Source organism: Edaphobacter sp. 12200R-103, from assembly GCF_010093025.1.
In the GTDB taxonomy this organism is placed as follows: Bacteria; Acidobacteriota; Terriglobia; order Terriglobales; family Acidobacteriaceae; genus Edaphobacter.
In genome coordinates this window covers 3,709,023-3,735,462 of the sequence record NZ_CP048114.1, presented here as the reverse complement: position 1 = coordinate 3,735,462, position 26,440 = coordinate 3,709,023, and the positions used below count along the sequence as shown (strand labels likewise).

19 protein-coding genes and 1 tRNA gene are annotated in these 26,440 nt (G+C 55.7%); 5 read left to right on the top strand and 15 right to left on the bottom strand.

Features of this window, described 5'->3' with window-relative positions; genetic code table 11:
* Window positions 1–21: 21 nt before the first annotated feature.
* The 5 genes from GWR55_RS15555 to GWR55_RS15535 all read right to left on the bottom strand — a co-directional run bounded on the left by GWR55_RS15555 (window position 22) and on the right by GWR55_RS15535 (window position 5,950).
* On the bottom strand, window positions 22–2,805 hold the full coding sequence (locus GWR55_RS15555; RefSeq protein WP_162403083.1) for an SLBB domain-containing protein: 2,784 nt from the start codon (window positions 2,803–2,805) through the stop codon (window positions 22–24).
* A 160-nt stretch (window positions 2,806–2,965) separates the two neighbouring features.
* Window positions 2,966–4,417, bottom strand: coding sequence for an Asp-tRNA(Asn)/Glu-tRNA(Gln) amidotransferase subunit GatA (gene gatA / locus GWR55_RS15550; RefSeq protein ID WP_162403082.1), 1,452 nt, complete (start codon window positions 4,415–4,417; stop codon window positions 2,966–2,968).
* Between the two features lie 34 nt (window positions 4,418–4,451).
* Window positions 4,452–4,781: an Asp-tRNA(Asn)/Glu-tRNA(Gln) amidotransferase subunit GatC gene (gene gatC / locus GWR55_RS15545; protein ID WP_162403081.1), complete on the bottom strand. Its 330-nt coding sequence runs from the start codon at window positions 4,779–4,781 to the stop codon at window positions 4,452–4,454.
* Window positions 4,781–5,026, bottom strand: a complete 246-nt coding sequence (locus GWR55_RS15540; RefSeq protein WP_162403080.1) for a DciA family protein — start codon at window positions 5,024–5,026, stop codon at window positions 4,781–4,783. The genes gatC and GWR55_RS15540 overlap by 1 nt, the downstream gene beginning before the upstream one ends.
* A 180-nt stretch (window positions 5,027–5,206) precedes the next feature.
* Entirely contained in the window at window positions 5,207–5,950 is a 744-nt protein-coding gene (locus tag GWR55_RS15535; protein WP_238398454.1) for a sugar transferase, read from the bottom strand.
* Window positions 5,951–6,317: 367 nt separating this feature from the next.
* Between GWR55_RS15535 and rfbC the strand changes: the two genes are divergently transcribed.
* Window positions 6,318–6,881 carry a dTDP-4-dehydrorhamnose 3,5-epimerase gene (gene rfbC / locus GWR55_RS15530; RefSeq protein ID WP_162403079.1) on the top strand — a complete coding sequence of 188 codons (564 nt, stop codon included), beginning with the start codon at window positions 6,318–6,320 and terminating at the stop codon, window positions 6,879–6,881.
* Window positions 6,882–6,913: 32 nt separating this feature from the next.
* On the opposite strand, the gene GWR55_RS15525 is transcribed toward rfbC, so the two are convergent.
* The 5 genes from GWR55_RS15525 to rfbB are packed head-to-tail and all read right to left on the bottom strand — an operon-like array spanning window position 6,914 to window position 10,848.
* Window positions 6,914–7,501, bottom strand: a complete 588-nt coding sequence (locus GWR55_RS15525; RefSeq protein WP_162403078.1) for a D-glycero-beta-D-manno-heptose 1,7-bisphosphate 7-phosphatase — start codon at window positions 7,499–7,501, stop codon at window positions 6,914–6,916.
* Complete coding sequence (locus tag GWR55_RS15520; RefSeq protein WP_162403077.1) at window positions 7,498–7,935, bottom strand: VOC family protein; 438 nt, start codon at window positions 7,933–7,935, stop codon at window positions 7,498–7,500. The genes GWR55_RS15525 and GWR55_RS15520 overlap by 4 nt, the downstream gene beginning before the upstream one ends.
* Window positions 7,932–8,837 carry a dTDP-4-dehydrorhamnose reductase gene (gene rfbD / locus GWR55_RS15515; protein ID WP_162403076.1) on the bottom strand — a complete coding sequence of 302 codons (906 nt, stop codon included), beginning with the start codon at window positions 8,835–8,837 and terminating at the stop codon, window positions 7,932–7,934. Before rfbD ends, GWR55_RS15520 begins: the two co-directional genes overlap by 4 nt.
* 2 nt (window positions 8,838–8,839) lie before the next feature.
* A complete protein-coding gene (gene rfbA / locus GWR55_RS15510; RefSeq protein ID WP_162403075.1) occupies window positions 8,840–9,715 on the bottom strand; it encodes a glucose-1-phosphate thymidylyltransferase RfbA in 876 nt (291 codons plus the stop codon).
* Entirely contained in the window at window positions 9,712–10,848 is a 1,137-nt protein-coding gene (rfbB, locus tag GWR55_RS15505; protein WP_162403074.1) for a dTDP-glucose 4,6-dehydratase, read from the bottom strand. Before rfbB ends, rfbA begins: the two co-directional genes overlap by 4 nt.
* 523 nt (window positions 10,849–11,371) lie before the next feature.
* Here rfbB and GWR55_RS15500 point away from each other — a divergent pair.
* Window positions 11,372–11,447, top strand: a tRNA-Ile gene (locus GWR55_RS15500).
* 243 nt (window positions 11,448–11,690) lie between these two features.
* Window positions 11,691–12,032 (top strand): hypothetical protein, encoded by a 342-nt coding sequence (locus tag GWR55_RS15495; protein ID WP_162403073.1) that lies wholly within the window; start codon window positions 11,691–11,693, stop codon window positions 12,030–12,032.
* Between the two features lie 220 nt (window positions 12,033–12,252).
* On the opposite strand, the gene GWR55_RS15490 is transcribed toward GWR55_RS15495, so the two are convergent.
* Together GWR55_RS15490 and GWR55_RS15485 are read right to left on the bottom strand one after the other, a co-directional pair.
* Window positions 12,253–13,551, bottom strand: a complete 1,299-nt coding sequence (locus GWR55_RS15490) for an NDP-hexose 2,3-dehydratase family protein (protein ID WP_162403072.1) — start codon at window positions 13,549–13,551, stop codon at window positions 12,253–12,255.
* 112 nt (window positions 13,552–13,663) lie between these two features.
* The gene (locus tag GWR55_RS15485; RefSeq protein ID WP_162403071.1) at window positions 13,664–14,071 is read right to left on the bottom strand and encodes an FdtA/QdtA family cupin domain-containing protein; all 408 of its coding nucleotides are present in this window, start codon (window positions 14,069–14,071) and stop codon (window positions 13,664–13,666) included.
* A 567-nt stretch (window positions 14,072–14,638) separates the two neighbouring features.
* On the opposite strand from GWR55_RS15485, the gene GWR55_RS15480 reads away from it, so the two are divergent.
* Both GWR55_RS15480 and GWR55_RS15475 read left to right on the top strand, forming a co-directional pair.
* Window positions 14,639–21,322: a type I polyketide synthase gene (locus tag GWR55_RS15480; protein WP_162403070.1), complete on the top strand. Its 6,684-nt coding sequence runs from the start codon at window positions 14,639–14,641 to the stop codon at window positions 21,320–21,322.
* Window positions 21,319–22,551, top strand: coding sequence for a glycosyltransferase family protein (locus GWR55_RS15475; protein WP_162403069.1), 1,233 nt, complete (start codon window positions 21,319–21,321; stop codon window positions 22,549–22,551). The genes GWR55_RS15480 and GWR55_RS15475 overlap by 4 nt, the downstream gene beginning before the upstream one ends.
* Here the strand turns inward: GWR55_RS15475 and GWR55_RS15470 are convergent.
* The 3 genes from GWR55_RS15470 to GWR55_RS15460 form a co-directional block, all read right to left on the bottom strand.
* Window positions 22,493–23,329, bottom strand: coding sequence for a ChbG/HpnK family deacetylase (locus tag GWR55_RS15470; RefSeq protein ID WP_162403068.1), 837 nt, complete (start codon window positions 23,327–23,329; stop codon window positions 22,493–22,495). The genes GWR55_RS15475 and GWR55_RS15470 overlap by 59 nt on opposite strands.
* Window positions 23,330–23,388: 59 nt before the next feature.
* Window positions 23,389–23,700 carry an acyl carrier protein gene (locus tag GWR55_RS15465; RefSeq protein ID WP_162403067.1) on the bottom strand — a complete coding sequence of 104 codons (312 nt, stop codon included), beginning with the start codon at window positions 23,698–23,700 and terminating at the stop codon, window positions 23,389–23,391.
* 214 nt (window positions 23,701–23,914) lie between these two features.
* Window positions 23,915–26,299 (bottom strand): acyltransferase domain-containing protein, encoded by a 2,385-nt coding sequence (locus tag GWR55_RS15460; protein ID WP_162403066.1) that lies wholly within the window; start codon window positions 26,297–26,299, stop codon window positions 23,915–23,917.
* Window positions 26,300–26,440: the final 141 nt, after the last annotated feature.

Sequence of the window (26,440 nt, the reverse complement as noted above, 5' to 3'; positions counted from 1 at the left end):
ACGAGAAGCTGCTACGCGCGACTACTGCCCCAGTACTGTATTGGCAGCGGCGATAGCGATACCGAACTGGCCTACGATCTGGGCGATATCAACGACCAAGCGCATCGTCTTCCCCTTATCCAGGTTCAATGGAATAACAACAGTGTCGCCAGGATAGAGACGAAGTGAATTAAAGCCATTTCCACGTAGAGAAGAACTGTATTGCTTGCTGATCACAGCTCCTCCCGCACGGATAACATATGCGCGATTCTTGTCGGCGTCTCTTGTTGCTCCACCGGCGAGCTTCACATAATCGCCAAGCCGACGGTGGGGATCGTAAAGAAACGCATTCTGGTTGTAGACCGCACCCTCGATACTTACCGTGGATGGAACACGTGGCACGATAAAGCGATCCCCGTCTTCAAGGGGAAGGTCGGGAAGCTGATTGATATTATTGGCGTCAGGTGGCAGCTCCAGCACCACCCGTCCGCTGGCCCGTGCCTTTCGCAGATTCGCGATGATCGTCTGAGCCTGGGCCTGCTGTGCTGTCGCGGCAGCAGTATCCTGGGGATTGATGGAGCGGCTCGCATTCGCGGTCGCAATCGTGCTTGCCTGCAGGGCAATTTGGTCGACGTATTCGTTCAGGCGCTGCTGTTGTACCCGGCGCGTCGATTCCCTGGTGAACTCCGCACCGTAGAGATATGCATCGGGCGATAAACCACCCGCTCTCGCCACCAGTTGCCGCAGCGTCTCGCCGGGTTTCACGCTGTAGATACCGGAAGACATGAATTCGCCTTCCAGGCGAACAAATCTGGTCTGCTGCGACTGCGGAACGCGAAGGTCTGCCTTGGAGAAGATCGTGACAACATCACCCGGCTGCAATTCCAGATTCTGGGAAGCATCTCCCTGGAGAACAACCTTGCCGAGGTTGAATGGCAGCAGCGACGTTGTAAGGGTCTCCTTGTCCTGACGCTCAATTACCGCATAAGACCAGTCAATATCAGGCTCACTGAGCTTGACATCGTTCTTCGGACGGAAATTGGTGACGGTAGGACGGGAATCTGCTCCAAGACTCGCACTCGCTGCGCTGGTCTGATTGGCTGCGGTTGTCCCAAGTGCTGCCTGGGTCTGAGCCGCTACAGTCTCTGGATTACCGGCATTGTTAGCCGTCTGCGAGTTGTTCTGCTGACTCATCAACGCGAAGTTGCTGACGTAATAGGGAACTTCGGTGTACTGGGAGCAATCCAGGCCGCCATCTGAATCCATCGCAGGCTCGCGAGCCGGATCGCGCCGCGAATACATCGTCGAAGGCGAGATCAGGTCGTTTCTTTCGGGAACACGGTCAAAATTGATCGCAGGATAGCCTTTGAGCGCTCGATATTCATCAATCGAGGAGTAGCGCCAGAAAGGATCATCGCCGGCTTCTCCGACCGGAATCCCATAGCGGAGATTTGGAACCCCGTAAGGAGTGGTGGGAAGACAGGTAGGAACATAGGTCAACATCGGCTGGCCGAGTTGACTTCGCTTCAACCAGTAATCCCGAGTGATGAGGGCATCCTTGGTCGGAATGAGGTCCTTAACTCTCATTCCAGGCTTCCAGGCATACCGGCCCGGATTCGCGACGTTTCCTCGAAGCGTTACAGAATCCTTGAACTCACCGGCAACAGCGACGATCTCAAGCAGATCCCCGTCCTGAACCATGGTAGTCTTCGCCTCTGTCTGGAGTGAGACCTCCATCGTTCTGCGCGTATGGCGCTCGTCGATTCTCTCAAGGCGAACTTTATCCCTCGAAGCAGTATTCGTTAGCCCTGCCGCGAGCTCCAGGACATCCTCGACGCTGGTATTTTCTGGGGACCGCAACTCATAGATCGCAGGGACCTTTACGTTTCCCGCGACCGCCACCTGCGGACCGGCAGGCGGGATATAAATAACATCGCCTGCAAGCAGCGGTACGTCTTTGGATTTGTCCCCTCGAACCAGTAAGTCGTAAAGGTCGAAATCGACTACCAGCTGACCGCCGCGCTTCAGTTGAATATGGCGAAGGCTTCCCTGTGCCGATGGTCCACCTGTCGTGAAGATTGCGTTGACCAGCGTACTGAGAGAGCTGATGGTATATGTTCCCGGCTGGCGCGCCTGACCGACGACGATAACCTGGATCGATCGCAGTTGCCCCATGGTTACGTTGAGGCTGTAGTTGCGAAACAACTTATCCATCCGAGATTTCAGCGCAGGCTGGACCTGGTCGAATCTCAGCCCGGCAACATGCAACGTGCCCACCTGGGGAACAAAGATGTCGCCAGAGCGATCAACCCGGAAACGTCCGTCGGTTGACACCTGTCCCCAGGACTGGATCACGAGTTCATCGCCCGGCCCCAACACATAGTCCGGGGTGACGGGAACTACGGTCGCCGGAGCAAACGTGGAGGGCGGATTCCGGAACAGGTTGGCGCCAAAGATTGGCAGCATCTTACCCACAGAGTTCGCGACCATCTGCTGGAACTCCGTCGGAGCGTCCAGGGGCAGTTGCGAAAAACGATAATACTGCTGCTGCGACTGAGTCTGGTTTTGCTGTGTGCCAGCCTGAGTTGATGGAATTACAGCTCCAGCAGGCAAGGTACCTGTCTGCTGCGGCGTACGCGACTCAAACGGAATCTGGTTCACCATACTTCCGCAACTGGGGTCGGAGGGGCTGCAGTTGGACTGATCGGTGTTGCTGCCTCCCAGGGTCTGCACAGGAAGCTGCTGAGCCGATATGGCGACAGCCCCGCAAAGCAGAAACGCGGCAACAGACTGAATTGCGACAAGCCGCCTCAGGGGCGGCCGCATCCGACCTAATTTTCGCAAACCAATGAACCTCTCAAAAATGCCCTTTTCCAAAGGGTGCTAGCACCGAACCTGAACGCTCGCAGCACCCCCTTCCAGCATACTTGAACAGCTTTTTCCCTAATCAGGAAAACCGTTCGGGCATGCAGATACCATCCATGGCTCAGACACCTGGCTGGGCAGACTCAACTGCTTTCGCGACTCGCAACACGGTGGATTCATCAAAATGGCGGCCGAGGATCTGAACTCCTATCGGCAATGATTCACTTGTCTCGCCACAGGGTACGCTCATAGCGCAGATACCGGCGAGGCTTGCCGCCACCGAATAGATATCCTCGAGATACATCTTGACGGGATCATCCGTCTTCTCACCGAGCTTAAACGCCGGAGTGGGAGTAACGGGGGCGATCAATATATCGACTTCCTCGAATGCACCCAGAAAATCCCGCGTCAATAATGTGCGGACCTGCTGGGCTTTCTTGTAATATGCATCGTAATATCCCGCGCTCAGAGCGTAGGTTCCCAGCAGAATCCTTCGTTTGACCTCTGCGCCGAAGCCAGCATCGCGAGTCTTGCGATACATGTCCGACAAGGACTTAGCATCCGCATCGCGCAGTCCGTAACGCACGCCGTCAAAGCGGGAGAGGTTTGATGAGGCCTCCGCCGTCGCAACCACATAATAGGTGGGAACCGCATAGCGGGTATGAGGCAAACTTACCGGCTTTACGGTGCAGCCGGCGGCTTTCAGAGCTTCGAGTACCTTTTCAATCGCGGCGCGAATCTCCGGATCCAGGCCCTCGCCAAAGTATTCTTGCGGAATTCCTACTTTCAGCCCCTCTACGGACCTATCGAGCGCCTGCAGATATCCCCCTGCATCACGGTCCGACGAAGTCGCATCCAGCGCGTCCTTTCCCGCCAGCACCTCGAGCATGGTCGCGGCATCCTTCACGTTCTTGGTCAAGGGACCGACACGATCCAAAGACGATGCGAAGGCAATCAGGCCATACCGGCTGACTCTGCCATAGGTCGGCAGCATCCCAACCACCCCGCAAAAGGCAGCCGGCTGGCGGATGGAGCCTCCGGTGTCCGTACCGAGGGTCGCAACGGCCAGCCCGGCAGCCACGGCGGCTGCGGAACCGCCGCTGGAGCCGCCTGGAACGCGGTCCATCGCACGGGGATTACGCACCGGGCCATAGGCCGAGTTTTCATTCGAGCTGCCCATTGCAAACTCGTCACAGTTCAGCTTGCCCAGTAGAACAGCTCCCGCATTCTCCAACCGCTCGACAGAAGTTGCATCGTAAGGTGGCCTGTAGCCCTTCAGGATAAGCGAACTGGCGGTCGCAGGACTGCCCCGCATCACCAGCACATCCTTGATGCCAATTGGCACTCCGGCGAGCGGAGGGAGCAATTCCCCGCGCTGCGCCATGGCGTCAATCTTCTCTGCCTGGGCCAAAGCCCGCTCACGGCTCAAAGAAAGATAGCTGTGAATCTCCTTGTCCTCAGACTCGATGCGGGCATAATGCATCTGGGCCAGGGCAGTCGCTGTTGTACGTCCCGCCGCAATCGCGTCACGTACCTCATCAATGGTCAGATCTTTCAAGCTTTCTGATGTCAAACTATGTCTCCGCAAAGGGGCATGCCCCCTCTGCCTATCGCTCAATTACCTTCGGGACCTTGAAGAAGCGCCCGTCGGTCTCCGGTGCAGCTGCCATCACGGCAGCCCGATCAAGAGAGGGTTGAACGGTATCGCTACGCAGCGCTTCGCCATAGTTATGAGTCTTCTGTCCTTCGAGCACTTCGCCCACTTGAGCCATTGGCGGAACATCACTGGTGTCCAGTTCATTCAGCTGAGCGATGTAATCGAGGACGGCGTTGAGATCCCGCTGCATGCGCGGTTCTTCTTCTGATGTAAGCTCCAGATTCGCCAATTCCGCCACTCTTCTTACGTCCTCGATCGTTACTCCAGACTGCCCACTCATCACTCCGCTCCTGCCTCTTCACTATAAAGTGTAGCTCGACGGCTCTCTCTTACTATAAAGTGCAGCTCGGCCACCTTTACTCCAGCCATTCGCGCCAGCTCTGCCTGCAGATGGCCGCGCATGTCTTCCAGTTGTTTGAGCCAGACACTGTCGCACACTTCCACATGGAGAATTCCCGAGGGGTCATACCCGGTCACAATTGCGTGCTGCGCCAGCGCCTTACCGCAGACTACGGCCCAGGCCATCCGCAACCTGTCCTGCACGGGAAAGGCCGCAAAACCCCGGTTCAAGGCAGATCTCGCTATGTCTCGAAATTGCTGCATCGGAGGACTCACTGACGGCCTGAACGTTGCGAATGAGAGCCGGCCCGTTCATTCATTGGCCTTCCAGAGATCAAGGAAACTCAGGCGCGCTAGCCCGCAAGCCTAATAGGCCCCATCCTGTTTCAGGACTGCCGCGAATGTCTTCAACAGAATCTTGATATCCGTCCGCAGAGACCAGCGATTTACATAGTAGCAGTCCAATGCAACGCGCTCTTCGTACGTCAGCTCGCTCCTGCCGGAGACCTGCCAAAGCCCTGTAAGGCCAGGCTTCACTCTGCAGTAGCATTCGAATGAGTCGGCATACTTTTCTACCTCTGCTGCCACAATCGGACGTGGACCTACCAGACTCATGTGTCCCACCAGTACATTCCAAAGCTGAGGCAGCTCGTCCAGACTGTAGCGACGCAGAAACGATCCTGCGGGAGTAATTCTGGGGTCGTGGCGCAGTTTATGGGTGCTGTTCCACTCTGCCCGGGCTTCCGGATGCGAAGCCAGATATTCGTCCAGCACCTCAGCGGAGTTGACACACATCGTCCGGAATTTCCACATCGAGAAGAACGCCCCATTCTTCCGAATCCGACGATGAGAGTAGAAGATTGGCCCGGGGGAGCTGAGAATCACCATTGCCGCTACGATCCCCACGACGAGCATAACGATTGGAGAAAAGATCAGAATCAACAGTATGTCGATACATCGTTTGACGATCCGGTAGCGAAAGAAAACAGAAGGCTCTCGTTCCAGAGAGGCGGTCATCCGGAATACCGGCCTGCTGATGGTCTCCGTGTACGAATAAGAATCTTCGATAGCCGCTGCGCGCGACTCAGGAGATTGATACTCAGCCTGCATTGAAATCCTGTATCTGTATAGCGCTACCCTCGCCTGTCTGCGGTGGTTCCGATATACGGTTCGTCCTGCGTCAAAATATTGCGGCAGAGAATCCTAAATTCAAGCTGTGCTCTAATCCGGCTCTGCCTCTCCTCGTTACAAGCTCATTTTGGAAGTTTCAACTTTCCTAATAGGGCCGAATCGCCGAATTCTGTTCTGACAACTTTGAATCCTTGTTAACTCGGAGACAAGTGTATTCCAGCACTGCAGTCCGTTCATTCTAATCATGGAATTCTGCTTAATACAGTCTAAAGAACTCAACTTGACCGGAATCATTCCAATCCGGGACCACTTCGGAGTCCGACAGTCGCTCAGATAAACTTGTCGGATGCAGATTTTTGACACTCCACTGCACGATGTCAGGCTTCTACGGCCTCGACGCTTCATTGACAATCGCGGCTGGTTCGCCGAGGTCTTCAACGCGTCTTCCTTCGCCGCAGCACAGATTCCTCATACCTTTGTACAGGATAACCAATCCTTCTCCATAAAGGGAGTTTTGCGTGGGCTTCATTATCAACTAGTTAAGCCCCAGGGCAAGCTCGTTCGCGTCCTCTCCGGACATATCTGGGACGTCGCTGTCGACCTCAGACGAGATTCCCCGCAATTCGGCAAGTGGGCCGGCTTCCATCTGAAGCCTCGCAACGACGATGGCGAACTCGAGATGCTATGGATTCCTGAAGGCTTCGCTCACGGGTTTCTCGTACTCTCTGAGTCCGCAGACGTGCTCTATAAGACCACGAATCCTTATTATCAAGAGGGTGAGCGTGCGATCGTCTGGAACGATCCGACACTGAAGATCGAGTGGCCGTTGGACATTCTTAACGGTACGCCGCTGCAGGTGAACACGAAGGATGCCAAAGGCAGCCTCTTTCTGAACGCAGAACTCCCTTAGTTTCATTGATATAAACAATTTTTACGTTAGCGCTAACCATCTACGGCTTTCGGTGATGCCGGCTCGAATCCGCCTGTATGGGCTTCGAGCCAGCGCTCGACTTCAGCCAGACTCTTGACCGCCAGAGAGTGACCGCTGCAACCAGCGTTCTCGGTCCCCTCCAGCAGAAAGGCCTGACGGAGACCGGCGCTATTCGCCGCGGCAATATCGCTGCACCTGTCGCCCACCATTACACTGTCTGCGAGAGATATATCCAGCTCTTTCATCGCCTTTCGCAGCATGCCCGTGCCCGGCTTTCTGTCCTCGTGTTCCCTCTTGTAGTCTTTGATACCGTGCTCGGGATGATACGGACAGTAGTACACCCCATCCAGTTCGACCCCCTGGGCATACATCTGCTCTCGCATCCAGTCCATCAGAGACTCGAATGCTGCTTCATCGTAATATCCGCGTGCAATTCCCGCCTGGTTGGTGACGATCACGAGACGATAGCCTAAACGCATCGCGGTCCGGCAGAGCGAGAAGATGCCGGGAACAAACTCCACGTCTTCAATTCGAGAGAGGTATCCAATCTCGACGTTGACAACACCGTCACGATCAAGAAAAAGCGCCTTGTGACTCATCCATTCATCCTGTAGGCGTGCTCATGCTGAGGAGCCTCGATCAGCTCCACCATGAATCGCTGCGAGGTGATCCAGAACTGTACTCTCGCGCCGCCATAAGCGACCGCAGATTTAGGCGGACCAGCCATAACGGCCCCCTTCTCCTGCAACATTGCCGCGTCCCTGTCGAGGTCGTCCGTAAGATACGCCACATGGTTGAGAATATTGATCCCACGCCTCAAAGCCGTGGAGACCGGGCTAGCCTCCCCAAGAGGAGCGATCAATTCATAGCAAGGCCCCTCTTCCGTTCTTCCAAACTGAACATAGACACCGATTCCGGGATCCTCAAAGATCTCGGTCCATCGATCCAAGCCGAAGGTGTTCTGCAGAAACTCACGACCCTCGGCCATATCTGCCACCACAAGGCCAATGTGGTCGAATTTCAATTTCGTCATAGCTCAGCCATTACCTCACGTAGTGAATCCCGCCAGTCCATCATCTTCCAGTCGAAGGTTGCAGACAGCTTCTTGCAGTTCAAACGTGAGTTTGCCGGCCTCTTCGCAGGAGTGGGATATTCCGCGGTAGCAATCGCATCCAGTTCCGCCAGCTTCCCATCTGGCTCTCTCTCTCGCAGCATCCTCACTGCCTCAGAGGCGAAGCCGAACCATGTGGTTTCACCTGCGCCGGACGCATGATAGATACCACTGAACCTGCTGAGAGCATCGCAAAGATTGTCGTCGCGATCATGACGCTCGACATGTTCAATCGCATGAGCCGCCATGCGCGCGAGGTCGCGACTCCAGGTAGGCGCGCCATGCTGGTCTGCCACAATGCGAAGGCGCTCGCGCTCTCGTGCAGCTTTCAGAATGGTCCTCAGGAAATTCTTTCCCGTAGCCCCATAGACCCAACTTGTTCTGAAGATGAGGTGCCCTGCGCCCGATCCGCACAATGCCTCTTCGCCAGCCAGCTTGCTTGCTCCGTAGACACTAACCGGCCCAGTGGGATCTGTTTCGACATACGCCTTGATACCTTCGCCGTCGAAGACGTAATCGGTCGAGAAGTGAATAACACCGGCCCGGATCGCGCGAGCCTCTTCGCCAATCATCCTGACAGCTTCGGCATTGATTGCATAAGCCAGCTCTGGCTCGTTCTCTGCCTTGTCGACAGCGGTATAGGCGGCAGGATTCACGATCCAGCGCGGCTGCACGTTCCGAATTGTCTCGCGAATGGAAGAAACACTTGTGAGGTCAAACTCTTCGCGTGTAGGAGCGACGACCTCGCCCAAACAGGCCAATGTCTGCGCAAGCTCTCCGCCTACCTGTCCCGTCACGCCTGTCAGCAGAATGCGTTTGGCCATGCTCAGAACACCGGCTCCTCAAGCAAGCGCACAAGATATTGCCCGTAGCTGCTCTTGCCCATCTTTGTCGCCAGTTCGCGAAGCTGCTCCTCACTGATATAGCCCTGCCGATATGCAATCTCTTCAAGGCACGCTACCTTCAGACCCTGGCGCTTCTCGATGGTCTGAATGAATGAAGCTGCCTCAATCAGCGAGTCATGTGTTCCCGTATCGAGCCACGCGATGCCGCGCCCCAGCACCTCGGTCTTCAGCTGGCCACGCTCCAGATACCAGCGGTTGACGTCGGTAATCTCAAGCTCGCCACGCGGAGAGGGCTTCAGGCCCTCGGCGATTCCAACAACCTGCGAATCGTAAAAATAGACGCCGGTCACGGCATATCGCGACTTGGGTTTCGTGGGCTTCTCTTCGATAGAGATGGCCTTGCGACTCGCATCGAACTCCACGACGCCGTACCGTTCAGGGTCGAGCACAGGATAGGCGAAGACCGTAGCGCCGTCCGTGTTTGCAGCGGCCTGCCGGAGCGTCCTCACCATGTCATGGCCATAAAAGATGTTGTCACCCAGAGCAAGGCAGCACGGCGAACCGGCAAGAAACTCTTTGCCAATCAGAAAAGCCTGCGCCAGCCCATCGGGAGAAGGTTGCACCGCATACTGCAGACGGATGCCCCACTGCTCTCCCGAGCCCAGAAGCTGCTCGAAACGTGGGGTATCCTGCGGGGTTGAGATGATGAGGACCTCGCGAATGCCCGCAAGCAAAAGCATCGACAGAGGGTAATAGATCATCGGCTTGTCATACACCGGTAGCAACTGCTTTGAGACCACCTGTGTAACCGGGTGGAGACGCGTTCCTGAGCCTCCAGCGAGAATAATTCCCTTCATTGCGCACTCCTCGCAGAGACCGCCTCGCGCGAACCATAGTTCTGCTCGACCCAGTGTTGATACGCTCCGCTGGTGATGCGATCGACCCACTCCGTATTCGCCAGGTACCACTCCACCGTCTTTCGCAGCCCCGTCTCAAAGCTCTCCTGGGGGCTCCAATCCAGCTCGCGTTGCAGCTTTTCGGCATTGATGGCATAACGACGGTCATGTCCTGGCCGATCCGCGACGTAAGTCAAAAGCTGCTTGTGGGGACGGAACTCTGATTCCGGCAACAGCTCGTCCAGCAGGGTGCAGAGCGTCGTTACTACTTCCAGGTTCGTCCGTTGATTACAGCCGCCGACGTTATACGTCTCGCCGATGCGTCCCCGTTCAAGCACGGACATCAGCGCCCTACAGTGATCAGCCACATACAACCAGTCACGTACCTGCTGACCGTCGCCATACACAGGAAGGGGTTTGCCTCTGCGAGCGTTCGCGATCATTAAGGGAATCAGCTTTTCGGGAAACTGATACGGTCCATAGTTATTGGAGCAGTTGGTGATGATAGCCGGCAGGTTGTAGGTGTGAACCCAGGCGCGAACAAGGTGATCGCTGGCCGCCTTCGATGCTGCATAGGGCGAGTTCGGCGCGTAGGGCGTCTGTTCATGAAAGGCGGGGTCTTCCGGCGCCAATGTGCCGTATACCTCATCGGTCGACACGTGAAGAAAACGGAAGTCGGCGCGATCGTTTTCATCCAATGACTCCAGGTAAACCTTTGCCGCACGCAGCAAAGTGAAGGTGCCATCAATATTAGTGCGAAGAAAGGCTTCCGGCCCCAGGATCGAACGATCGACATGACTTTCCGCCGCAAAGTGAACGATGGCGCGGGGGCGATAGCGCTCCAGCAGATTTTTCAACATCTCCGCGTCGCAGATGTCACCGCGAACAAAGGTATAGCCTGGGAGATTGGCGATGGATGCCAGGTTCTCCGGATTACCCGCATAGGTCAGCTTATCGAGATTGATGACCGGGCCATTGCCGGCCGCAAACCATTCGAGGACGAAGTTGGAGCCAATAAAACCAGCTCCTCCAGTAACAAGGATGGGGCTCGAACTTCCGTTCGGCGTTCTCTTCCGCTTCTGTTCTGCGCTCATGTATCTCCTGGGACAGGAGGGGCCGGCCTCGGTTAGTCCTGTACGCTGCCATACCCCCGTCGCGGTATCTCGTATCAGGGTACAGCACCCGGATTTTTGGCTTCCACCTGGAGGCAACGAACCTCCGACGATCCTTCTCCAACGTTAGAAGCGAAAGGACAACGTTTATGGCGGCGGATACACAATCGCGCAGCGTGGAGAGCGAATTGCCCGAGACCCGAGACCACGGAATGGAGCCCCCCGGGCCCCGCGGCGATAATCCAGCTACCGCAGGACCAGGCCCCACGGGCGTACGATCCAAAACGCCGGAGAACACTGGCCGACACATCAACCCATCTCCGGAGGACAGCAACACGACCCCGAACACCGATCCAAAGAAATAACACCCATAAGCCCCTCCCAAACGGACCGGAGATCGTTCCCTGACGCACCATCTCATGCGCGAACACGCCCGCTATGCGAAACTGAAGAAACCGATCCTTTGTTTGTGCCTGGCCTGCGCTTCAGCACAACCATCCGTAACGGGCCTGTAGCTCAACGGTTAGAGCAGGGGACTCATAATCCCTTGGTTGGGGGTTCAAATCCCTCCGGGCCCACCAAATCGGCTTTCCTAAAATAAGAACTTGTGGATATCGTCGACATCAATCGGCCGGAGGCTGCGCCCAGCTGACGGCACAGCTTTCTTTCTCACCTAAAACAGGACGTATCTTCTTTTGTTTGTTTTCCGTAGACGCCCCCTGCATGTCATGGTAGTCTTCCGATAGCAATCGCCGTCTTAAAGATTCGAAGCAAGCAGGACCACGGTTTTCATCACAACTGCAGAGAAGGGAAAAGAGAAAACTATGACGTCTTTAATGGGATGGGTACTGAAGAGGTGGAGTTGGAAGAGTTTTGCAGTCGGTGCAGGCGCCGTCATTGTTGGCGGAACGGTGGGCAGGCCTGCTATCGTTAGCGCGGTCAAAACAGGCATGGAAGTAGCAGATGCAGGGGTGTCGACTTACAATCAGGCGAAGACCCAGATAACCGCTATCCGCGATGACGCTGCAAAATTGCGCGCGGCTGAAGCCAACGTGCAGTCGGGGGCTGGCGTGCAGGAACTCCTTGCAAGCATTCAGGCGGAGCTTCAAAATCTGCGTCAGGATGTCGCGGCCAGCAAGGCTACCGGCAAAAGATCTGCTGCATAAGCGCAAAAAACAGATTTGCAGTTCAAAGATTTTTTCTCAGGTTCCCGTCTTGAGATGGCATCGTATGTGCAAGCCAGTTGGAAAAGGCCTGCATCTGATCGAGTGGCATATCAGGACTGGAACCTGAAAAAGTATTCGTTCCTCTGACATCCAAGACAGTAAAGGCCAAGAGAGAATTCCTGGCTTCGAGCCTTGTGATCTCCCGGGCTTTGATGACTTCTTAATAAAGAAGCAGGCACGCGTGAAGATTGCGCATCTCGATTGTGAAATAGCCGTGCGGGATAAGAGACTGGATCTGCCCGAGGGTGAACCAACGGAAATATTCCGGAATTTCCTTGATGGTGCCTGCCGGGAGTTCCAGGACCATATAGCGGTTTTGGTAATGGTAAAAGCGACCGCCCTCTTCTGACTGTATCGAAGAATAGCGAACCCATGAAGGATCTCGATTAACAAATAAATCGAGGAATTCTGGAGCGTCCGGATGACCGGTACAGCTAAGGTAATCGGAGCGCGAGACCGTTGAACCAAGTTCGAAATGGTCGCGATTGCCAGGATAAAGACATGCCCGCACGAGAAAATGCAGGACGCCTCGTATCCTCTGCGTAATAAGTCCATTAATACCTTCACCCGGATGATAGACCAGCGGTTGGGTCCATCGGCTGACCTCGCGAGAGGTGGATTCCACCGATACGCCGACTACAGAAAAATAACGGCCACTCTCATGGCTGATCTCGTGACGGGTCTTTCGCCAGCCGTTGAGTTCATCAAGGCCACGCATGCTCAGCTTACGTTCATAGCTCGAACGCATCCAGGTAAGCCACTGCAACAGCTCATGGTTCGTGTGCACGCCGGCGTTGTCATGGCACGCGGAGATGGAAAGACTGTCTCCGAACTCGTGCAGCCCACCGCATCCCAGCATCTCCCAACGGGGCAGAGGCATGCAGGAAAGCACGCTCCTGGCATCCATATTGACGAGGTTGTCACGTTGAAGAAGTGTCTTGATCTGGGCGAGTGTGACCCAGCAGAAATCATCGTAGAGTGGAACCTCGTCCAGCGGTTCAACGACCATGTTGCGATTCTGCTTGTTGAGAAAACGCGACCCCTGCTCACTCTGCAGCTGATCAACGAGGATATTGACGGGCTTCTTCCCCGTAAAATACTCAGCATACCGGGGCGTTGAGCCCCGATGGGCGCGCGTAAGATTGCTGCGCGTAGCCTGAAGCGTTGGCGAAATCTGGAAACCATTAATGTTTCCCGGTTCGACCTTGGCTTGAATCAGGAAGTAACGAATTCCATCAAAAACCCTGGTGATAAATCCCAGAATGCCGATCTCCGGTTGATAGATAATGGGCTGATCCCAGACTGGAACGTTGCCGAAGTCAGTTTCGGTGCGCACGCCCCGCATGGTAAAGAACTTCCCAGAGTTGTGACCAAGCGAGAGCGGTCCTGAACGAAAAGACCATTCGGCCAACTCATCCAAGGCGACAAGATCTACCTTCATCGGGCGTTCGCGGTTCATCGTCTCAAGCCAGGAAAGGACTTCAGCCGTGCTTCGAAACCGCCCTTCCGTCACCAGGGAGAGCGCTGTCGGATCGGCAAACGAGACAAAGGGGGCCTGAGTCATGGAACGTCTATCCCCGATCGAAGCAGGCAACATACTCCTCCCATGAGCGCAGAGACCTCTCTTTGCGATAGAGCGTGCTCGCTAAAACCAAAGCGACAGCGCCGGGGCTGAAGTTACTGAGCTCGATATACGTCATGGGCTGGATGTGAACACCGCGGCCAAGTCGGTCAAGCTCAAATATCTTGTGTTCGGTAGGCGTGGAAAGCTTCAGATGAAAGGATCCAGCGAGAGCAAGGACCACTTGTTCAGTATCGCGGTGCGCATGACCGCCACGGTCTGCAACAACATCGTGGACCATGTAAACACGATTTATTTGAAAGGGAATCGAGCGGCAGCTTTCAATCGCCGTAAGAGAACCTCGCGCATCGACAACAGGCGGAAAGTCTATCCAGCGAGAATTGTCCAAATAGCTCATGGGACCGAACACCAATCTCTCTGCTGATTGAATTTTGGTAAAGCATAGCATTAATGCCTCTCGCTGATCTTTCCAATGCCGGACGACTATCCTCCCAATAATGTTGTACTTCGCCGAAGCAATTCCCTAATACCGCCGTGCTAGACTTCACCTAAAGAAATAATCGAATTGGTGGCGACGCAGTTCACCGGCGGCAAATCTTCCCCGTTAAGAACCCGGTACGACCATATTTCACTTCGAGCTTTCATCACTCCTCTCCCATAATCCAGCAAAAACTAGTTTCTGCGTACAAGAGCTTCTTTCTACGTTTGGTGTAAAGGTGTTTGCTAGATGAAAGGCACGAAAGCGTTCCACATTTGTTCTTTATCAGCTCTACCGCCGACTGTCGGCACTTTGCCTGCCGTTGCTCTGGGAACATGTCGAGCCGGCGGCGTGGGTATTGTTGACATCGACAACGAACTACGCGAGCCCACATTGTCGCGAGCTCGCGCGGTGGTCGAGTCACTTATCTCCAGTAGCGGGAAAAAAGTCTTCGGCCTTCGGTTTTCAGCCGAGAACTTAAGATTCATGGAATCGCTTGCGACAGACATCGGTCTGGCCGATGTGCCTCATTGGTACGTGATCGCACAATGGAGACCCGAAGATGCATTGCCAACGTCTTTGCCACAGCGAAAGACCTGGCTGGAGATTACTGCGGCTGCCGATGTTCAGCGTCTGAGGGCTTCAGGCATCGTGCCGGATGGATGGCTCGCACGCGGCGCGGAGAGTGGTGGCCTCTGCGGAGCGGAGTCTACGTTTGTGCTTGCACAGACACTGGCTCAGCAGGAACTTCCCTTCCTTTTGCAGGGAGGACTGGGTATCCGCGGATGCGTTGCCTCCCGCGTCGCCGGCGCCGCCGGAGCAGTCCTGGACGATGCATTGCTGCTATTGAACGAATCGCCTGTAGGTACCTTGTACGGACCTTCGCTGCGGCGCATGAGCGGGGAAGATACAGCAGTGGTCGGCGAAGAGTTGGGATTGCGTGTGCGCATCCCGAACCGGCCCGAGTTGCAGGCTGGCCAGGCCCTGCAGGAATCTGCCTCTCAAATTTCGATTGAGGAAAGACCGGACGAGCGGGCGACAAGGTGGGCCGCTGAAGTTCGTTCGAAGATCGGTTGGGCCGATGCGCAAAATCAGGCGTGGCCAGTAGGTCAGGCTGTGGGCCTGGCAAAGATCTATGAGACTCGATATCGGACAACGGGGAGACTGATTCAAGCCGCGATATCCGCTACCTCTGATGCGTGCCTCGAAGCAATCGCTAGCGCCCGTGCCCTGGCTCCGGAGAATGCCCTGGCGAAGACGCATCGCACGCATTACCCCGTGGTTCAGGGACCGATGACGCGAGTCAGCGACACTCAACGCTTCGCCGCCGCAGTTAGCGATGCGGGCGCATTGCCCCTGGTTGCGTTGGCTATGTTACGCGGCGAGGAGGCTGAGGCGCTGCTTCGATCCTGCGCAGAAACGTTGGGCGATGCAAGCTGGGGCGCCGGCATCCTTGCATTCCTGCCGGCTGAGTTGCGCAAACAACAGATGGACGCGATAGCGCGGATTCGGCCGCCATTCGCTCTCCTGGCCGGAGGCTTTCCCGAGCAGGTGCATTCACTGGATGCTCAAGGAACAACCACTTATCTTCATGCGCCGTCGCCTGCGTTGTTGAGCAGCTTCCTTATCCAAGGAGCGCGACGTTTTGTCCTTGAGGGGGCTGAGTGCGGCGGTCATGCGGGACCTCTTCACAGCCTTCCTTTATGGGAGCTGGCGATAGAAACCCTGCTTACCCAGATGCCCGCTGATGCAGCGGAAAGCGTTCATACCTTGTTCGCCGGAGGTATTCACGACTCTCTTTCCGCGGCGATGGTAGCGGCGATCGCTCATCCACTGGTCGAGCGTGGCGTGCGCATCGGTGTATTGGCAGGGACGGCCTATCTGTTTACCAAAGAAGCGGTACAGTGCGGTGCAATCGTGGAACAGTTCCAGACGCAGGCCGTTTCATGCAACGGAATTGTGCAGTTGTGCACCGGCCCCGGCCATGTTATCAACTGTGCGAACACACCCTTTAGCGAGAGTTTCAAGCAGGAACGAAGAAGGCTGTATCGCGAGGGCACGCCGCCGCGAGAGATCACCGCAAAACTCGAAGGTCTCCTTATGGGCCGGTCGCGCATCGCAGCCAAAGGACAGGGCAGGAGTGACAATGGCACGCTGTGCAACCTGGACGAACAGGAACAATTGAATCGCGGCGTTTATATGATGGGCCAGGTAGCAGCGCTGCGGAGGACGGTCGGTAGCATCCCGGGGCTTCATCGCGATCTGAGTGAAGGCCCAACAGAGCTGATGCAGCGCTATGCCGAAAAGCCAAAACAACGGCCTTCCAGAAATACAGAGATACCGATCGCCATTGTCGGTGCTGCATGTCTTTTACCGGGCGCGCACACGGTGGAAGACTTCTGGCGCAACATGCTGGGCAAAGTTTCCAGCATTCGCGAGATTCCGAAAGAGCGCTTTGACTGGCGACTCTACTTCGACGAAGACCGAGATGCACCGGATCGAATCTATTCACGCTGGGGCACGTTTATTGACAAGATGCCTTTCGACCCGGTGCGGTATGGGATCCCACCACACTCTTTGACCTCGATTTCGGTAGTGCAATTACTGACTCTGGAAGCATGCCGGCGCGCGCTGGACGATGCGGGCTTCGCCGAGAGCGGCTTCGATCGTGAGAATACGGCTGTAGTCCTGGGCACTGACGGTATGGCCGATCTCTATCACGGTTACATCACGCGCGCGATGCTCCCTTCCCTGCTTCCAGGTTCGCTAGAAGATGTCTACCGAAGATTGCCGGATTGGACAGAGGAGAGCTTTCCAGGATCGCTGAGTAATGTCGCAGCAGGACGAGTTGCAAACCGGCTCGATCTTCGCGGCCCTAACTACTCGGTAGACGCGGCATGCGCCTCGTCCCTGGCAGCCCTCCAACTGGGAATGCGCGAGTTGGAGCGTGGCGACTCGAATGTTGCTGTAGTGGTCGGAGCGGAGTTCGAGCAAAATCCCTACGGCTATCTGGCCTTCAGCAAGACAAGAGCTCTTTCGCCAACAGGGCGTGCAAGGCCCTTCGACAAGAATGCCGATGGCATTGTGATCGGCGAAGGTGTGGTGGCTTTGGTGTTGCGCAGATTGGAGGACGCGGAACGCGAGGGGGATCGGGTATACGCTGTCATTCGTTCTGTCGCTGGATCGAGCGATGGCCGCGCAATGGGATTGACTGCACCGCGGTCAGAAGGACAGCAACTCGCCATGCAGCGGGCGTATAAACGTTGCGGATTAAGCCCATCCAGCCTTGGCATGTATGAGGCACACGGTACAGGCACGGCTGTCGGCGATAAGGCGGAGTTAACAACGATCTCCTCCATTCTGAGCTCTGCTGGCGCCAATTCTGGGCAATGCGTTCTGGGATCGGCAAAGGGGCTGATCGGACACACGAAGTCAGCAGCCGGTTTGGCGGGGGTCTTGAAGGCCGCTCTGGCACTGCACCACAAGACATTGCCACCACATGCCCCAATCGATTCGCCCTTACCAGACATCTTGCAGCCTGAATCTCCAGTCCGCGTATTGGAGGATGCTCAGGCGTGGGTAACCCCTCAAGACGAACCTCGACGCGCTGGTGTCAGCGCATTTGGTTTCGGCGGGACTAACTTTCACGCCGTACTGGAGGAATACACCGGCTCACTGGCAACACCGACGATGGGTGGCGATCTGTGGCCAATTGAGATCTTCCTGTTCGGGGCCAAGGATATAGGAGGACTTCAACAGCAACTATATGAAGTCCAGATGGCCATTCGTCGAAACCCCAGATTCCCGATAGGGGATCTTGCGGCAAGTGTATGTCCAAGGCAAGGCCATCACAGCGCTCATCGGATCGGATTCCTGGCAAGCGACATGGAAGAGCTTGCGACCGCATTGCAGGCCGCGGAAGAACTACTGCTCACGGGTAAGACAACTCCTGCGGCCAAGGTGTTCTATGGCACTGGAGAAGGGCAGGGTTCCATGGCCTTTGTCTTTCCAGGACAGGGATCTCAGTATCCGGGCATGGGATCTCAGTTGGGTGTGTATTCGCCGGAGATGCGTCGCGCCTACAATGACATCCAGGCGTTCTCAACGCCCATCGCCGATCAAGTCAAGCGCGCTCTTTTACCTCCAAAAGTATTCGATGAGACAGCCAGGCGCGATCTGGAGAATGCAGTTAAGGCAACTGATGTCGCACAGCCAGCACTTGCAATTGTCATCTTGGGAATGCTCGAGCTTACTAGACGGCTGGGCATAAACCCTGCAGTTGTAGCTGGTCACAGCTTTGGGGAGTTCGCCGCACTCCACGCAGCGGGCGCGGTCTCACGAGAGGCATTCCTCACTTTGAGCGAAGCGCGAGGCCACGCATTGGCTGAAGCCGCAAGGGAAGCGAAGGGAACGATGGCCGCCGTCGACTGCTCCCGCGAAGAGATCGAGGTATGGCTCAAAGATCTTCCAGGCTTGACGCTGGCAAATCACAACACACCGAAGCAGTGCGTTGTGTCAGGCAGCAATGCGACTATCGAAAACGCCTTGGTCGAATTTGCGAATCGGGGTGTCGCCGCCAAGCGCCTGGCGGTTGGAGCTGCGTTTCACTCTCCCGCAATGTCGCCAGCCGCAGCTAAAGTCCGTACGGCCATCGAGAAGGCTGACGTACGTTCGCCGCAGATGGTAGTGACCTCCAACGTCTCCGCCGCTCCCTATTCCAAAGAGGCTTCAGCCGTTCGCGAATTGCTGGGCCAACATCTCGAAAGCAAGGTAGAGTTTGTTGCGCAGATCGAAGCAATGTATGCCGCCGGAACGAGGGTCTTCGTTGAGGTTGGGCCTAAGTCTGTATTGAGTGGGCTTATCGCCCGCATTCTTGGGGAACGTGAGCATTTGGCCATCTCTCTCGACGGCAACGGTGGCGGTCTGCGAGGACTCCTTATGGGCGTTGCGCAGTTGTTCAGTCATGGCATTTCTATGAACTTCGACGCTTTATTTGAAGGCCGGCTGGTTCAGAAGATTAAACTCGAAGAGATTCTCGAACCTGCGCCTGACCGTTGGTACATCGATGGTGGCCGAGTATGGGCGGCAACGGAGCCCCACGGCTACATAGGGGAGGAGCCATTACTGACGGCAGAAACCCGGGACGAGGCACGGTCCGTCGTTCCGCCTGCCTCAGAGTTCTCCGGAAACAGTGCGCTGCAAGCTTACAGTGAATACCAGAAGACCATGAGATCGTTCCTGGAATCTCAGGAACATGCTCTTGAGACGTTCCTTGATGGCTTAAACGGAGTCAGATCAGAACCATCCCTGCGACGGACCTCCATTGAGGAGACCACTCCGCTTACCTTAAGCACGAGCGCTTCCAAAGTAGTACCTGTAACGACTCCAGCAGCAACAGCCCCTTCCTCCGATTCCATGGAGCTGACTTTATCGAATCTGACGGCTCTCTTCACGCGGCTTCTGGCTGAGCGCTCAGGATACGAGCCGGAGCTCATTCTTCCTGAATTGGACCTCGAAACTGAGCTAGGCATCGATTCCATTAAGCGCATTGAGGTTTTAGCGACTGCAGAGGGACAACTTCCTGCTTCCGTGCAGGAGAGCTTCCGGCGAAGTATGGATCGACTGACTCAGACTCGCTCAATCCATGAGCTGGCAAAGGCTGTGCTTGCCATGGAAGTACAGACGGAGGAATCAACCCCCATATCAGAATCCGATAACATTTGTCCCCGTTTGGTCATGCGTGCGCATCCTGCTCCGCTTATTGAAGACGGGGAAAACCGCTTAAGCGGGTTGTATCTCCTCACAGAAGACACCTGCGGCATCGCGGACACCGTTTGTTCGTTGTTGCGTTCACATGGAGCAGATGCCGTCACAATCGATAGCGAGGTGCTCTCAGACCCGAAGAAACTGCGCGGATACATCGAAGCGAACGCGACCAAATTCGGGCCTGTTCAAGGCATCTTGCACCTCACTCCGCTTGATTGCGAAGACCGAGAAGCGACGCTTGCGCAATGGCAGATCGAATCTCAAAAAACGGTCGAAGGCCTTTTTCATCTTTTGCAGGCGAGCGGTGAACAAGTAGCGGTGGCAATCGCGCTCACCGGATTCGGCGGGCTTTGGGGCAGAGACAAGTGCGGTCCCGGCCTGCTCGGGACTGCGACGGGAGGCGCTCATGGCGTCCTCAGAACCTTTGCTGCTGAGACAGGCGCGCTGACAAGAGTCATTGATATCGATAGAAAGCTTCCTCCCGAGAAGATTGCAACGCTCGTAATCGATGAGCTTTTATATGGAAGCGCTGACACCTGCGAGATCGGATACTACGACGGGAAGCGCCTCGCTTTTATGCCCGAACCGGAAGAGGTGGATCGACAAAGCGCAGGCTGGAAACCCACCGCCGGGTCAGTCATCCTGTTGACAGGTGGAGCACGCGGTATCACCGCGCTGGCTGCCGAAAGCCTGGCCGCTCCCGGAGTACACCTGGTGCTTGTGGGTCGCGAGGCCATCGATGAAAGCACAATAACCGGTCGCGAAAAAATCGAGACACTCCATAGACTTCGCGAGCTTGGCGGTCTGCCGGAGTATCATGCGATTGACGTTTGTTCCGAGACTGAGTTCGGAAGCTTCATCGACGTTCTGTATCAACGCTTTGGAAAGATCGATGGCGTGATCCACGGTGCAGGCAGGATCGCGGACAAGCTCATACGCGACAAATCCACCAAATCTTTCAGAGAGATCTTTGCAACAAAAGCGGACAGCACCTTTATCCTGCGAACTCGGCTGCGACCCGATCATCTCAAGCTGGTAGTACTGTTCGCATCGATCTCTGGGCGCTTTGGCAACTTAGGGCAAGCGGACTACGCCGCAGGCAATGAAGTCCTTAATCGTCTTGCCTGGAACATGGCCACTGCATGGCCGGATACCCATGTGACTTCGATTAATTGGGGACCTTGGAAGGACTCTGGCATGGCCTCTTCCGCAGTACTACGTTTGCTCGAAGCGAGGGGAATCCATCCTATCTCTAAAGTCGCAGGAAACAATTTTCTGCTGACTGAGATAAACGGAGGTCAAGCAGTCGAGGTTATCGCTGGCACTGGCCCCTGGATGGCAACGGGACTTGCGCCGGAAGAAGGCCTTTCATTCGCTGAAGAAGACCAACGGGAGAGCGTATGAGTGGACCCCGTCCTGTGGTACTGCTTTACTGTGAGGTCAACCGGGGCCTTGGACATTGGGTGCGCACGGCCACGATTGCAAAAAGTTTTTCGAAGCGTTTCCGAACCGTGCTGGTATGCACCGGAGATCTACACGACGATATCGTAATTCCGCCGGAAGTAGAGATGGTTCGTTTCCAGCGGGGTGCTCACTATCCTCATCCCGGCAAGAAGTCCGGATGGGGAGCCGACCTCATCGAAGTCCTGGAACGCGTGCGCCCTGACGTCATTCTGATTGAGTATTTTCCTTTTGGACGAACTCAGTCTGCAGTATATTTAGTACCTTTTTTACGCGCTGCGCGAAACATGATGCCTCCACCACTCATCCTTTCGAGCATACGAGACATTCAGGAGCAGTGCCTTACGGATCAGGAGAAGTTCGACCGGCGCGTAGTTCAAACAGTAAACCGCCTGATGGACGGAGTTCTTGTACACTCCGATCCTCAATTGATCCAACTACAGGAAACGTTCGCACTCGCTTCGGAACTACAGAAGCCCATTTGGCATACCGGGTTTGTCACAACCAATGCTCCGCTCACTTTCAGCCCAGAGACACATACTGAAGATACGTGTCTGATCTCCGTGGGGGGAGGGGGGGGCGGTGAATCTGTACTGCGCGTGGCGGTTCGCTGTGCAAAGCTCGGGCTTTTCCCTTCAGATCTAACGGTACACATCGCTGCCGGATCCCTGACTCCCGAAGAAGTCTGGCAAGAACTGGTGCAGGAAACAGCCGGTCTGCCAAAGCTTAAGTTAACGCGCTGGATCGCGAATATGAAAAGTGAGATGAAGAAGGCCTGCGTCTCGGTTTCCCGCTGCGGGTACAACACAGCCCTCGACCTGATAATAACTGGCGCTCGTGCCCTGGTCATTCCTTTTGTCGAAGTAGAAGAAGACGAACAGACCTATCGTGCCCGAAAAATGGAAGCGCTGGGACTTGTTCGAGTGCTCGAAGAAAGCCGCTTAACACCAGAGACCCTGGCGGCAGAAGTCGCAGCCATTCGCACCTTCGAGCCATGCCAATTGAACGTCGACGTGGACGGAGCCAGTCACACCGTTGATCTGGTAGAAGCGATGATTAAGCAACGCAGGAGAGAGCCGCCACATACGACATCGTTGACCAGCCTATCCAGCGTTAATGACTCTTTTCCGCAGCCATCTCCTGTACTCTCCCGGAATCACTCTCCTCAGTAGAGGGGCATACGCGCCGTAGCAGGGCAGGCTCGGCGAGTTCATAGCCAAGTTCACCAAGGTAGCCTCGCAACTCTGCGGAGCAAAGGAGCTGAAGTTCGACAGCCCGGGGCTCAACATACCTGGACTGGGCAGCGAGTTCCGCGTCCACAAATCCCGGATGGCAGCCTATCTCAAGGGAGTCTCCTTCCCCCAGACCCAGCCGCCGGTACGCTGCGAGTGCGCGACGCAGAGCGATGGGAGAACGGTACAGCGTCTCGGTAAGAAACGTATAGCGCGTCGCAGCAATAAACCCGCGGCGGCGCAATTCGGAATTGAGGCCATTCTCATCTCCGCGCACCGGCAGGCCTGTCTCTCGCGCGAGTTGCTGATAGACCTCAAGCACGACAGGGAGAACGTGTACGCTGTGGTGTGTATCGAGATGGCTTGGCTCAAAGCCGAGGGTACGAAAGCGGGCGAGTTGGGCACGCCACTCTGTGAGAAGATCGTCTGGAAGGATGTCTCCAAGCTGATCGCGATGGCGGGCAAAGCAACCGCTCTTGTCCACCAGACTGGGGTTCTCCGCAGCGTCAAGGACAGGGCGCCCGTCAGTGAGTTGAAGGTGAAGGCCGATGCGACCCTCCAGGCTGTCGCAATGTTCCTTCACCCTCTCGAAGTGAAGTGGGTCGCAGACCATTGCGCTGGTTGCGGTCACAATCCCTTCCTGCATCGCACGGAGAATGCCCTTCGTGACACCTTCCGTCAGGCCAAAGTCGTCGGCATGGATGAGCAGCAATGTCATGGCGCGGTGATCTTTCTATCAACGCCTGGATAGGCTGTATGAAGCACCCTGAACCTTTACTAGGCTTTGACGGATTTCATCCGGCTTGTAAGCTTCGTCTCGATAAAGTCGTTCAGGTCTCCGAGTGTCAGATCCTCGCGAAACTGGCCCTCTGGTCCGGTCGCCAATTCATCGAACTGCAACTGCATCTCCAGCTTATCTTCCAGCGTGATGAGCAGATGAATCATGTCGATGGATGCCAGGCCGAGGTCCGCACTCAGCGCACTCTGCCGGCTAATCTCACCCAGCTCCTGGCCTTGCTCTTCCAGAAGCTGCTTTAACGTGTCGTGAATATCCGTCCAAATCTGGGCGGCGGTCAAATTCTCGTTCAAAATGACTCTCCTGGTCTGCTCTAGAGATATACCAGCCATACAACGACGCTCATTTTCAAACAGGGGTCTCAAGAATCTCCTGACGTCATACGGCACGATAAAGGATCTTGATGAAACACGCTTTGAATGAAGGATGAACCTTAACATATCATTGGTCCGCGATCTGAGGCGAAGCAATCCTACTTTAGTCTCATAGGAATCGTACCCGCGGATGCTACTTGCGGATCTGCACCTGCTCTGCGGAAACGTTGGCCATGGAGCCATGGAAATAGCTGCTCTTTGTCAAACGAACGGCAAGATTCCGACTCAAAAGAAGTGGTTCTTCTGCCGAACTCCACCAATCGCACCACTCCTGGTGAGACAGGGCCGCATGGGCCAGAGCACGCGCCCAAATAGCACCGTCGCGGGCCAAAAACTGCTGGCCTTCCTCCGTTGCGGCCATCGCCAAGCTAGGTGAGGATGCGAGTGGACCTGTTCCAAAAAGCAGATCGCCAAAGCCGGAAGGGAACAGAACAAGCCTCTGTTGTAAGCCGCGCAATCGAGCATGAACCGTGCCGTCCGGAAACAGAAAATCCACGTCCGCCTCGGTAGTGGCAAACGTGACACGTCGAACGGAGGCGCGGCAAAGGAGCCGCGTTCCTGGAGTAGGCGCAGGAGAACAAATATCAAGCTCGCTTGCAGAAAATGGGAATGCCCCTGCGACTTCACCGGTAGTCTCCAGAAGCCACAGCGCCACAAGTTGCCCTGCACAATCCAGAAGCGCAGGATCGCAGTAAAGCGGAATGCCCGTCAGGCCAGGCAGCATGGTCGAATGCAGTTCGGCTTCAACACCGGAAGCGGTGAGCCGCAATACCTTTTGTATTCCCTGAAAACTTCGTCCATGAAAGGCATACTCTGCGTAGAAGCGTTCGGCACTCCAGGAGGGCCTCAAAGGCTCAGCATTGCCGATGTCCACCGATGAATCTGCCCCGGCGTGCAAGCGTTTCGTCAAAGTCGCATTTGCACCAAGGTGCCGCATTCCATCACCACTCAGCACAAAGATCGAAACTGTTTTATTGCGAAGATCGACGACCGTTTCCAAGGTTAGAGTATCGGCGTCAAATGCAAGCCAGCGGTGTAGTCGAAGCGAAGTGACACATAAACGAGCAGGCGCCTGCGCAGCAGCCTCTGCAGCAATCGCCAGGATGCCTGTAAAGGCCATCACCGGAAGCGGTGAACCCTGTCCGCGGCCTGGACGTCCTAAAGCATGATCCGACAGATACGGCTCTCGCCCCACGGAATGATGCCTTACGGCTGTAAATCCATCGGCAGATGGTTGTGCCTCGCCGAGAAAGACGCTGGCATTGGAGCCGAAAGATATGTGCTTCGGGTGTGGCAGAAAAGACTGTACCTTACGGGCAATGCGCTCATCCATACGATGAGCAAACTGCACAATACTCTTCTGCTCCTCGATCGCTGCACGTTGGATCGCATCGATTGAAATCGCATCCGCGAAAGATTGTCTGGCAACCGGATGGAAGAACTCCCATCGGATGGGAATGCCAGCCGCAAAGAGCTCCGCAGCAAGCATTGCCAATGCGTCAAAATCGGCATGATCCTGCGAGGAGGCTCCCAGAGCCAGATAGGATTTCCCACGGAGAGTATCCGCGATAAAGGGAACTAGCCTATTGTCGGGTCCCGCCTCGAGGAAGATGCGAACACCGGACTCGTACATGGCCTCAATAGTCTGGCGAAAATAAACGGGAGCAGACCACTGTTCGGCCAACAGCTGGCGAATCTTCTCAGGTTCAGATGGATATCTCCGTTTCGTCGCACAACAGTAGACTTCGGCTCGCGGAGTTTTAACAGGGATGTTGCGATAGTGCTTCCAAAGCAATTCTGACCAGCCGCGAAAAAGCGGTGTGTGATGTGCCCAGGTAAAAGGCATCTTTACGCAAACCAGCCCTTGACCTCGCAGGCGATGAGCCGCCCGTTCCAGGGCCTGATCGGTTCCTGCAAGGAGCATTTGCATCGGGCAGTTATCGACAGATAGAAACAGTGTTCCGCTATTTTCGCGGACCACCTGTTCAACCGCCGCCCGTTGGTTGCCCGTGACGGCAAGAACCCCTTGAGGAACAGGTGGCGGAGGAACGGAACGGCTCTCCAAGCCGACGGAGCCGATAAAGTCACAGGCAGCTTCCACCGAAGGAAATGAGAGCGCATCCGAAGCAATCAGCGCAGCATGCTCACCGTTGCTGTGACCGACAAAGCACTCCCCTTCAACCCCCATTGCCTTGAGGGAATCATGGAGTGCCAGACTGGCTACTAATCCCAGTTGAGCACCCGTGCTGAGGCTGAAGAGGCCATCTCCGCCGTGATAGGCATCGCTTGGCAGGCCTGCTCCCACCCGTTGATAGACGGCATCCAGACATTCAAACCACTGCCGTGCCGCAGGACGCGCCTGTATCAGATCTGCCAGCATGCCGGAAAACTGTGAACCCTGTCCCGGAAAGACGATGGCTAACTTACCGGCTTTGGGGCCATTGCCATAAGAAAAGCTGCCGCGGACTCTTAGCTGGTCCCGATTAGATTTTGCGATGCGCGTGGCAGCGTGCTCCAACTTCTCACACAAGTCGGCTGGATCCGTAGCAACAACTGCGACACGATGTTCTCGCAAAGTCGCCTGACCAAAACGTGCTGCTGTGCTGCGCAGGTCAGAGGAACTAGCACGTATCTCACGGATGAGAGTATGCAAGGATTC